Annotated in this window: 9 protein-coding genes; 4 read left to right on the top strand and 5 right to left on the bottom strand. The window is 63.3% G+C overall.

Translation table 11 applies throughout. From position 1 onward, the window contains the following. Positions 1–27: 27 nt before the first annotated feature. Positions 28–2,022, top strand: a complete 1,995-nt coding sequence (locus AZF01_RS07345; RefSeq protein ID WP_024707158.1) for a CocE/NonD family hydrolase — start codon at positions 28–30, stop codon at positions 2,020–2,022. An 8-nt stretch (positions 2,023–2,030) separates the two neighbouring features. Next, on the top strand, positions 2,031–2,663 hold the full coding sequence (locus AZF01_RS07340; protein WP_024707157.1) for an urea carboxylase-associated family protein: 633 nt from the start codon (positions 2,031–2,033) through the stop codon (positions 2,661–2,663). Between the two features lie 100 nt (positions 2,664–2,763). On the opposite strand, the gene AZF01_RS07335 is transcribed toward AZF01_RS07340, so the two are convergent. From AZF01_RS07335 to AZF01_RS07315, 5 genes are all read right to left on the bottom strand, one after another. After that, complete coding sequence (locus AZF01_RS07335) at positions 2,764–3,618, bottom strand: sugar phosphate isomerase/epimerase (protein WP_197489636.1); 855 nt, start codon at positions 3,616–3,618, stop codon at positions 2,764–2,766. Further along, the gene (locus AZF01_RS07330) at positions 3,615–4,655 is read right to left on the bottom strand and encodes an ABC transporter permease (protein ID WP_051424009.1); all 1,041 of its coding nucleotides are present in this window, start codon (positions 4,653–4,655) and stop codon (positions 3,615–3,617) included. Before AZF01_RS07330 ends, AZF01_RS07335 begins: the two co-directional genes overlap by 4 nt. Beyond that, positions 4,652–5,674 (bottom strand): ABC transporter permease, encoded by a 1,023-nt coding sequence (locus tag AZF01_RS07325; RefSeq protein ID WP_024707154.1) that lies wholly within the window; start codon positions 5,672–5,674, stop codon positions 4,652–4,654. The genes AZF01_RS07330 and AZF01_RS07325 overlap by 4 nt, the downstream gene beginning before the upstream one ends. Then, positions 5,667–7,178, bottom strand: a complete 1,512-nt coding sequence (locus AZF01_RS07320; RefSeq protein ID WP_024707153.1) for a sugar ABC transporter ATP-binding protein — start codon at positions 7,176–7,178, stop codon at positions 5,667–5,669. The genes AZF01_RS07325 and AZF01_RS07320 overlap by 8 nt, the downstream gene beginning before the upstream one ends. 102 nt (positions 7,179–7,280) lie before the next feature. Beyond that, positions 7,281–8,273, bottom strand: coding sequence for a substrate-binding domain-containing protein (locus AZF01_RS07315; protein WP_024707152.1), 993 nt, complete (start codon positions 8,271–8,273; stop codon positions 7,281–7,283). Positions 8,274–8,455: 182 nt separating this feature from the next. Here AZF01_RS07315 and AZF01_RS07310 point away from each other — a divergent pair, with 182 nt between their 5' ends. Together AZF01_RS07310 and AZF01_RS07305 are read left to right on the top strand one after the other, a co-directional pair. Beyond that, the gene (locus tag AZF01_RS07310; RefSeq protein WP_024707151.1) at positions 8,456–9,475 is read left to right on the top strand and encodes a LacI family DNA-binding transcriptional regulator; all 1,020 of its coding nucleotides are present in this window, start codon (positions 8,456–8,458) and stop codon (positions 9,473–9,475) included. Between the two features lie 42 nt (positions 9,476–9,517). Further along, complete coding sequence (locus tag AZF01_RS07305) at positions 9,518–10,150, top strand: nucleoside/nucleotide kinase family protein (protein ID WP_024707150.1); 633 nt, start codon at positions 9,518–9,520, stop codon at positions 10,148–10,150. Positions 10,151–10,601 lie beyond the last annotated feature (451 nt).

Here is a 10,601-nt window from a genome sequence, read left to right as displayed (position 1 = left end):
GCAACAGAGCGACAAGCGAGCAGTCTCTTGCAGAATTTCACCGTGCGCGCGACTGGCGACAGGCCGGCGCCCTTTCAACAGATCGTCATTCCCCTTTCCGACGGCACGCGGCTGACGGCGCGCCTGTGGCTGCCTGAGGCGCCGGCTGCTTCCCGGGTCCCGGTCGTTCTCGAATGGATCCCCTATCGTCAGTCGGACGGCACGGCGCTTGCCGATGCCATGATGCACGGCTACTTCGCCGAATGCGGCATTGCCGCCTGCCGCGTCGATATTCGCGGCTCGGGCAATTCCGAAGGCCTGCTGCACGACGAATATCTGAAACAGGAGCAGGACGATACCCTCGAGGTGATTGCCTGGCTTGCGGCGCAGGCGTGGTGCAACGGCAATGTCGGCATGATCGGCATTTCATGGGGCGGCTTCGCCGGCCTGCAGATCGCCGCGCGCCGCCCCCCAGCCCTCAAGGCGATCATCACAGCCTGTTCGACCGACGACCGCTACAGTGACGACGTTCATTTCATGGGCGGCGCGCTCTTGAACGACGGTCTGCAATGGGGCGCAGGGCTCTTCACCCAGCTTGGACGTCCGGCGGACCCGAAACATGCCGGACAGAACTGGCGCGACATCTGGATGCACCGGCTGGAAAATATCGAGCCCCCGCTTGCCGGCTGGCTGTCGCACATGGAGCGCGACGCATTCTGGAAGCACGGCTCCGTCTGCGAGAATTATGGCGATATCGACTGCGCCGTCTTCGCCGTCGGCGGCTGGGTCGATGGCTACTCCGATCCCATCCTCCGGTTGATGCGGAAGCTGAATGTTCCGCGCAAGGGGCTCATCGGGCCGTGGACGCATATGTATCCGACATGGGGCCAGCCCGGACCGCGGATCGGCTTCCTGCAGGAATGCATGCGCTGGTGGCGCCACTGGCTACTCGAAGACGACACGGGGATCATGGACGAGCCGATGCTGCGGCTCTGGGTCGGCGACGATCCGAAGCCGGATGCGGCATCGCCGGAGATCGGCGGCAGCTGGATCGGGCTTGAAAGCTGGCCGCCGGAAGCGCCCGCAAAGACGCTTTATGCCGATGACCGTTGCCTTTCCGAAACGCCCGGCGGGACCGCGGGCGCGATCATTCTCGACAGTCCGCTGACGCTGGGCGCGACCGGGGGCGAATGGTGCCCGCTCGACGCCGGCGGCAACGGGCCGGAATTCGCTTCCGATCAGCGCCCTGACGACGGGCAGTCGCTCTGCTTCGACACCGGGCCGCTCGATCACCCGCTGCATCTCGTCGGCCATGCCGCCCTGAAGCTCAGGCTCGCGTTTGCGGGCGAGCGGGCGCTGCTTGTCGTCCGCCTGAACGAGGTCAAGGCCGACGGCACATCCGCGCGGGTGACCTTCACGGCGCGGCGTCTGAGGCGACCGGAAGGCGTCGCGCCGGGCGAAGCCTTCGATATCGCAATCCCCGTCAATGCCGTCGCGCACCGGTTCTCGCCCGGCAGCAGGCTGCGGCTTGCGCTGTCGACCAGCTACTGGCCGATGATCTGGCCGGAAGCGGAAGGCAATGCCATTCGCATCCAGCCCGAGAGCCTGCAACTGAGCCTGCCCGGCATGCCGCCCGGGGCCATCCACGACCAGCCGGCGTTCGGCGCGGCGCTGCACGCGATGCCCGTTTCCTGCGAGACCGTCGTGGCCCCTGAATACAGGCGCACCACGGTTACCGACCAGGCGACCGGCAGGGTCGCCCTTTTTTCCGAGGACACGCCATCGACATGGGAAATCGACGGTCTGTCGATCACGTCCCGCTATGATCACGACTATTCCATTCTGCCCCGCGACGGCGGGTCGGCGCGCGCCGGCTTCCAGTTTGCCCAAACCTATGAGCGCGACAGCTGGAAGGTTTCGATCGAGACGGACACGCAGGTTTTCCGCGAGGACGGCAGGCTCGTGCTCACGTCGCGCTTTGCCGCGTATGAGGCGGATCGCCAGATCTTCGAACGCCTCTGGACCCACAGCTTTGATGAATGAGAGAAGAGATGAACGACGCGCTTGAAGTGATAAAGGTGCCCGCGCGCAGGGGCCGCATGGTGGCGCTGAACGCCGGAGACACCGTTGACGTCGTCAATATCCATGGCGGCCAGGTGGTCGACACATGGGCTTTCGCCCGCGACAACCCGGCGGAGTACATGTCGATGGAGCACAGCCACGTCCTGCATTACCGGCTGAATTTCAGGCCGGGCGACGCGCTTTGCACCGATCAGTGGCGCACCATCATGACCTTTGTCGAGGATACCTCGCCGGGCATCCACGATACGCTTTGCCCGGCCTGCTGCGCGCCGAGCTACACTATCTTCTATGGCCATGAAGGCTACCACGACAATTGCAGCGACAATCTGAAGGGACAGTTCGAAGCCCTCGGCGTGCCGTTTCACCGCGTGCCGACGCCGTGGAACCTTTTCATGGAAACGATTGTCGAGAACAGCAACGACATGAAGGACATGCCGAGCACGACCGGGACCGGGCACTATGTGCGGCTGCGCGCCGAAATGGATTGCTACTTCGCCGTCTCCGCCTGCCCGCAGGACCTGATCGTCATCAACGGCGAAGACGGCGTGCCGCGCGACGTCGCGCTGCATATCCGGCGGAGACCGGGAAAGCTTGTGACCTAACCAGGACGAGCGCGCCGGCGCCGTCCGGCGCGAGACAATGCATGTCGAAGCCCTCACGGAAGGGCTTAAACGGCAGATCGCGCCAGCCGCCCTGAACCCGTCAGATCAGACCATACTGACTGGCTTTCATCCTGAGGAAGCCAAGCCCGTCCGTCAGCACTTCTTCCCGGGCAGGCGCGACATCCCGCCACACCGAAAGCGCTTCGGCGACCTGCGGAGGAACCGTGATGAAGCTTTCCATCGCCATGCCGCCCTTGTAGTCGATGGCCGCCAGCGCGGTGAAGACTTCGTCCCAGGCGATGGTATCGCGCCCCGGCGTGCCCCGGTCCGATGCCGAAAGGTGAATGTATCTGAGGTGTTCGCGCGCCTTGAGGATGCCTTGGGCGATGCCTTTTTCCTCGATATTCATATGGTAGGTATCGAGATGCACGAAGACATTGTCCGCTCCGATTTTCTCGCACAGCATCACGGCCTGGTCCGAGGTGTTCAGCAGGTGGTTTTCATAGCGGTTGACCGCTTCCAGTCCGTAATCCATGCCCTTTGTCTTGGCATAGGCCGCCGCCTTCTCCACCACGCGGGCGGTGGCGTCGTATTCGGCCTCGGTCGGCCTCTTGCCGGTGCGCTGGCCAAGGCCGCCATAAATCACGCCGCTCATGGCTTTCGCGCCGATCGCGGAGGACTTGTCGATCGCCATATACAGAAACTCCAGAGCGCCCTCCGGATTGTTCGTCGGCAGCCGGTCGAGCGGAAGCCCGAGTGAGCAGACGCACTCGACTTCGTTCTTTTCCAGCAAACCGCGGGTATGGGCCGCATCGACGCTTTCCGGATCAAGCATGGTGATCTCGAGGAAGTCGATGTCGTACTTGACGGCCTCGGGAATGGCAAACTCGGCCGCCGCACGGTTCCATTCCATCGCCCACATCGCGGTGTGAACGCCGAACCCACTGATACTCATTGTTGATTTCCTTGCTGCGATGTTGAAGGGGAAGGTTTGGTCCTGACGCTGCCGACGCTGCCGCGACGGGACCAGAGGTAGCGCGCCACCATGACGGAGAGCAGGATGCCGCCCCAGAGTGCCGTTGCCAGATGCTGGTTGGTGCCGAGCAGGTTCAGCCCCGAGCCGATGATCTGCAGGATGACCAGCGCAAGCACGACGTTGGAGACGCGTCCGAACCCGCCGAATGGATCGACCCGGCCAAGAAAGCAGGCCAGAACCGTGATCAGAAGATAAGCTTCGCCGTGGCCGACGCGCACCGAGTTGAAACGGCTCGCCATGATGATGCCGGCAACCGCGCACATGAAGCCCGACAGCGCGTAGATCATGGTCAGGGTGAACCGCGTATCGATGCCGGAATAGCGCGTTGCCTCCGGATTGGAACCAAGCATGAAGATGGAGAATCCGAGCCGCGTGCGATTGAGAAGCAGCGCCCAGAGCCCGACGCAGACGGCGAAGACGATCAAGGGCGCGGGAATGCCCAGTACGGTCCCCTGCCCCAGCGCCGAAATCGCGGGCGGAAAGCCGGAGATGCTGCCGCCGCGGGTCAGAAACTCTCCCAGTCCGCGCAGGAAGATCATCATCGCAAGCGAAGCCAGAATGGGATGCGCCCCGGTATAGGCAATAATCGCCCCGAGCCCCCATCCGATGACGACGCCGCTGGCAAGAGCGGCCACGACAGCCAGCACGATCACCCCCAGACCGGCATCCGCGCCGCCGCCCCAGGTAATGACCCAGGCCAGAACGAGCCCCGAGATATTGGCTGAAAAGGTGATGGCCAGATTGAGCCCGCCCGACAGGATCGGGATGAACATCGCCAGCGTCAGAAGTCCGAGCTCGGGAAGCTGGAAGGCGATTGACGAGAAGGTCGCCCCCGTCAGAAACCGGTCCGAAAGCGAACCGAAAAGCGCCATCAGGGCAAGCAGCACGACAACGAGGCCGACGATTTCGCTGGCGGCGGCGGTTCTGGGGAAAAGGTTTGTCAAGGCTCGCGTCATTTGGCGACTCCTGTCTGGCCGGCGCTTGCCTTGAAGCGGCGCAGCTTTTCGTTCACGAGCCCCAGCGTCTCGGCTGACATCGCAATGGCGATCAGGATGATCGCGCCGACAATCATGCGGAAGGCATAGGGCGAGATGCCGAGCAGGTTGAGACCGTTCTGCGTGATGGCGATCAGGGCAAGCCCCAGGACCGCGCCGAGCAGCGTGCCGCGGCCGCCGCCAAGGCGCGCGCCGCCCAGGACGACTGCGGCCAGCACTTCCAGTTCTCGCCCGTAGAGGGCGTTCGGCACCACTTCCTGCGCGTAGTGGGCCTGCATCAGCCCGGCAATGCCGGCGCAGGCGCCGAGCCAACAATAGGCCAGATAGTGCATCGCGCCGATATTGATGCCGAGGCGTCGCGCGCCTTCGGTGTTGTCGCCCATGGCGAACAGCTGGCGGCCGAAACTCAGCCGGCGCAGAAGCAGCCAGGTCGCGAATACGACCACGGCCATGACGGCGACAGGCAGGGTGATTTCCGCCCATCCCATCGCGGTTTCATGCTCGAAGAGAACCACGCGATCCACCATCCAGTCCGGCAGCAGGTAGATCGAAACGCCACCTGTCGCGAACATCAGAAGACCAAAAAAGAGGTTGAACGTGGCAATCGTCACGACGATCGATATGATCCGGAAATGATAGATCATCGCCGCATTGACGGCGCCCAGCATGGCTCCGAACCCGATCGCCAGGGCAAAGCCGGAAGCCCAGTTGCCGCCGCCGAACTGCATCAGCGTCGTCGCCAGAAGATACTGAACGACCGATGCGGCAACGGCGAAGGATATGTCGATGCCGCCTGCGATCAGCACGACCAGAAGGCCCGCGGCGAAGATGATGTTCACCGCCGAATAGTTCAGAATATCGAACAGGTTGACGAGCGTGAAGAACGTATCCGTCGTGGCGGAAAGGCCGACCACGATCAGCGCGATGACGGCGGAAAGCCACAGCTCCGTCCCGGTCAGTCTTGGAAGGAATCTACGCATGGACCGCCTCCTCGATGCGTTCGATATCGGTTTTGGCCGGCTCAAAGGTCTCGACGATCCGTCCGTCGCGCATATGCAGGACGCGGTCGGCATTGAAATAGACCTCCGGCGTTTCATCGGAAATCAGAAGGATCGCCATCCCCTTGGCCGCCAGATCGCTGACGATGTCGAAAATGCCCGCGCGTGCGCCCACATCGACACCCACCGTCGGGCTGTCGAGGATCAGCAGTTTGGGATTGGTGGCGAGCCACTTTGCAAGCACAATACGTTGCTGATTGCCGCCGGACAGGCTGGAAACCGGGTCCGTCGTCTCGCCGATCTTCACCCGCAGGCGGCCGATCCAGTCGTCGACCAGCCTGTACTTCTTCGCCGCTGACAGCAAACCGTTGCTGAGCAGGCGATCGAGAACGGATATGACGGTGTTGTCGGCAATCGACTGCGGCTGAACCAGCCCAAGCGACAACCGGTCTTCCGAGACATAGGCGATACCGGCCCGGATCGCGTCCCGGTTCGACATCATCCGAAGCGGCTTGCCCTCCATGACGATCTCGCCGTCGTCGGGGTAGTTCATGCCGAACAATGTCAGGGCGAGCTCGGTCCGGCCAGCGCCGAGGCGCCCTGTCAGACCGACGATTTCGCCCGGGGCGATGTCCAGATCGATATCCCGGTATTCCCCGTGGCGCGTCAGACCGCGCACGGAAATCAGCGGCGCCGAGCTGCGCGGTTGGGGCGCGCGCACTTCATAATCGAAGCTGCGCCCGGTCATCAGCTCGGTCAGGCGCGCCTGGGTCATGCCCTCGGTCGGATAGGTGCCCACGTAACAGCCGTCGCGGAGGACCGTCACCCTGGAGCAGACATCGAGAACCTCCGCAAGCCGGTGGCTGACGAAGACGACGGCGACCCCCTGCTCCGAAAGTCGCCGGACGATTGCGACCAGCGCCTCCGTTTCATGCCGCGACAGGGACGCCGTCGGCTCATCCATGAAGACCAGCCTGGCGTCGGCAATCAGGGCGCGGGCGACGGCGACCAGTTGCCGGTTGGCGATCGACAGGGACGAGACCTTCGCTTCCAGATCGATCGAGACGCCAAGACGCTCCAGAATGGCCGCGGCCTCGCTGCGCATGGCCTTGTGATTGACGAGCCTGGGCTTGCCGCCGAGATTGCGCTCGAACGCGATGTTCTCCGCGACGCTCATCTCGGGAAACAGCGCGAGATCCTGCCAGATCACCTGAATGCCCATTTCGCGGGCCCTGGCCGGGTCGAGATCGCTCATGTCCCGGCCGTCCCATTCCATCACCGCGCCCGACTCCGGCTTGTGGACGCCGCTGACCGTCTTGATCAGCGTCGACTTTCCGCAACCGTTCTCGCCGGCAAGGCAAAGCACTTCGCCGGGCCAGACATTGAATGCGACATCGTCGAGCGCCTGCACGCCGCCGAAGCGTTTGGAGACATGCTCGAGGCGCAGCAGGCACGGGCCGTCGCCGGCCGACGCCTCAAGGGGCATTCGCTCGTCCGTCATGGATCCACCTGGTATGTTGAAAGGGTCGGTTATCGCCGCGCCCGGCACGACGGAAAAGCCGCCAGCGGCCGGGCGCAGACATTTTCGCTACAGGCCGAGCGCGGCCAGATCGTCCACGGTATCCTTGTTGATCTGCACAAGCTGATCAACGATGATGTCGCGGCCCTCGAAATCGGGATCGATGACGCCGAGCCCCTCGATGTCCATGCCGGCCTCGATTTTCTCGCCATTGACAAGCATCGTGCCGAGCGTCACGAACACCTCGCCGGCCTGTTTCGGGTTCCACATGAATCCGCCGGAGAGCACACCGTCATGCACGAGCTTTCTGCCCTGTCCCGGCGAGAAGGGTCCAAGCACGACGACTTCGCCCGACTTGCGGCGCTCCTCGACAGCGCGCGCCGCACCGATCGGCCCCTGGCTGCCGAAGCCCAGAAAGCCGCCGAGATCCGGGTTGGCCCGCATCAGGTCAAGGGCGGTCTTGCGCGAGGCATCAACGTCTTCCGCCACGCCATAGCGGTCGCCGACGAGTTCCATGTCCGGGTAGTTTTCCTGAATATAGGCAATGGCAGCATCAGCCCATGCATTGTGCAGGGGCACCGTGAGCCCGCCGACGAAGACGGCATATTTGCCTTGCCCGTCCATCATTTCGCCCAGTTGCTTGCCGTAGGCTTCTCCGAAACCGACGGCTGAAGCCAGCTCGAAATCCCAGTCGACATTCTGCTGGTCGGGTGATTCATGGGTCAGCACGATGATGCCCTGGTCGCGCGCGCGCTTCAGCACCGGCTCGAGCACTGCCGCGTCGTTCGGCACGACGCCGATGACATCGACGCCCTGGGCAATCAGGTCCTCGATCGCGCGGACCTGAAGCGCCGGATCGGCGCTGGTCGGCCCGATCATGAAACCGTTGACGCCGAGCTCCGCGGCCTTCTCTTCAATACCCGCTTCCATGGCGTTGAACCACGGAATGCCGCCGATCTTGGCAACAACGCCGATGGTGGTCTGATCCTGTGCATGGACTGCTGTTCCGGCAAAGGCCGTCATCACTGCCGCCGCCCCTGCTAGCAGCGTGCGACGGGTCATGGTCGTAAAGGCCATTGGGCTCTCCTCCTGTTGAAATCTCCAGATCCGGTGACGGCCTCCTACTGCCGCGCTCCACCGAATATGTTTAGCTAAAACCTTTTAGCTTGCACTGTCAACCCGGTTTTGCGATTGTAAATCTGCGTTGGGAACGCTAATCGGAATGATCGAAACCGGATGAAGACATGCCAAAACCGAGGAAAAGACCGACGATTCGCGACCTTGCGGAGGCCGCCGGCACCTCAGTTTCGACGGTCAGTTTTGTCCTCAACGGGACCTGGCAGAAACATCGAACCAACCCGGAAACGGCCGAGCGCGTTCTCGCGCTTGCCGCCAAGCTGGGCTATCAGGCCAATCAGCGCGCGCGTGCCCTGCGGCTCGGTCGCTCTTCCCTTGCCGGCATGATCATTCCGCACCATCGCAACCGCTTTTTCGCCGGGCTGGTCGAGAATTTCGAGAGCGAGGCCCGCGCCCGCGGGCTCGTGCCGATCGTCGTGAGCACGCAACGCAACCCCGAAATCGAGCGACAGGTTGCCGCCAAGCTTGTGATGCAGGAGGTTGAGCTTCTCGTCGTTGCCGGCGTCGAGAATCCGTCGGACATCAACCGTCTTTGCCACAACAAGGGCGTGCGCTGCGTCAATGTCGACCTTCCCGGGCCGGATGCGTTTTCGGTTGTCACCGACAATTTCGGCGGCGCGCGAGACCTCACACGCCGCCTGCTCGAAGCGCTCGAGCCCTCGGCCCGCGCTATTTTCCTCGGCGGACGGGAGCACGAATATGCGACCGATCGTCGTATCGAGGGCTTTCTGGCGGGCATGCGCGAAGCCGGCCGGACCGCCGGCGAGGCGGACATCGTTCGTTGCGGCTACAGCCCCGTCGCGGCGCACGACGCGCTTTCAAAGCTGTTCAACGACGCAGGCAGTCCGCCGCTCGCCATGCTGGTCAACTCGATCACGGCCTTCGAGGGTTTTGCGACATTCTGGCGCGACCGGCCGGACCTTGCCGGCAATGTGCGCGTGGCCTGCTTCGACTGGGACCCGTTTGCCGCCTGCCTGCCGGTAAAGACCATCATGCTCAGACAGGATGTCGAAAACCTGATCAAGGTCTGCTTTTCCTGCTTCGACGGCGAAGAGGACCGGGCGGGAGAAATCTCGGTCGTCCCGCCGCGCCTGATCATCGACGATCTCGGCCCCGAATATGAATAGCCGTGTTCGGCAACCAACCGCTTTTTGACTGGGAGAACGCACATGGACAAACAGGTAGGACCGGATCAGCTCGCTGAGGAGCTGGAGAAGATCGCCTCCGGCGACCGACGCCGGATTGTCGCTCTGGCAGGCCCTCCCGGCGCCGGGAAAAGCCATCTGGCAGACACTCTTTTCTCCCGTCTGAACAGCCGGTTACCGGAAAAGGTTCAGGTCCTGCCGATGGACGGCTTCCACTTTGACGACATGGTGCTGACGGCGCGCGGCCATCTGGCGCGCAAGGGCGCGCCCCACACCTTCGATGCCGGCGGCCTGCTGTCGGCCCTCAGACGCATCCGGGCAGATGACGGAGAGGAAGTGGCCGTACCGGTCTTCGACCGGTCGATCGAGATCGCCCGCGCGGGCGCGCGCATCATCGGGCCGGAAGCGCGACTGATCATTGTCGAAGGCAACTATCTGCTCCTGGACGACGAACGCTGGCATCCGGTGACGGCAATGTTCGACAGGACGGCCTTCATCGACGTGCCGGAAACGGTGCTTCGCGACCGGCTGGAAGCCCGCTGGGCGCATCTGGCCCCGGAAGAGCGCATGCGAAAGTTGGACGGCAATGACCTCCCGAACATGCGCCTTGTTCTGTCAAAAAGCCGCCCGGCCGACTATCGGGTGGTGAACGGATGACGAACCGCCCGCTATGACTTCGACGAGACGAGGGCCAGGAGCCATGGGCAACGTGTCTCGGACCGGTCTTGTTTGCGGTCCCCGGGCACTTCAAGGACGCCGGACAACAGATGGAGTGCTGCAGGCGCCGCCTTGGCTTTAGGGCATTCGCACCAAGGGCTCCGTCGTGATGTCGCTCATCAGCATGAGCATTCCACTGCCCGGACACAAGCCTGGCCCGGTGGAGCAACACGAATGCGGCCGTTTCCGGACGGTCAGCCTCTTTCCGCGAAGCCGGGATAGTGGCCGCTCGTCAAAGATGGATCCACGCGCCTCTTTGTCCGGAATAGTCCGATGCTCGGGCGCCAGGCCGGATGGCCTTTTGCGATCTGCCAAATCGGTTGGAGAGCGACACCCGTTGCGGCTATGGTGAGCGTGCGAGATGTTCCTCGTGCCGATCCGGCCGGGCATT

Origin of the sequence: Martelella sp. AD-3 (genome assembly GCF_001578105.1) — a bacterium.
Classification (GTDB): Bacteria; Pseudomonadota; Alphaproteobacteria; order Rhizobiales; family Rhizobiaceae; genus Martelella.
The sequence above is the reverse complement of the archived record's forward strand: the minus strand, read 5'-3'. Positions and strand labels throughout refer to the sequence as shown.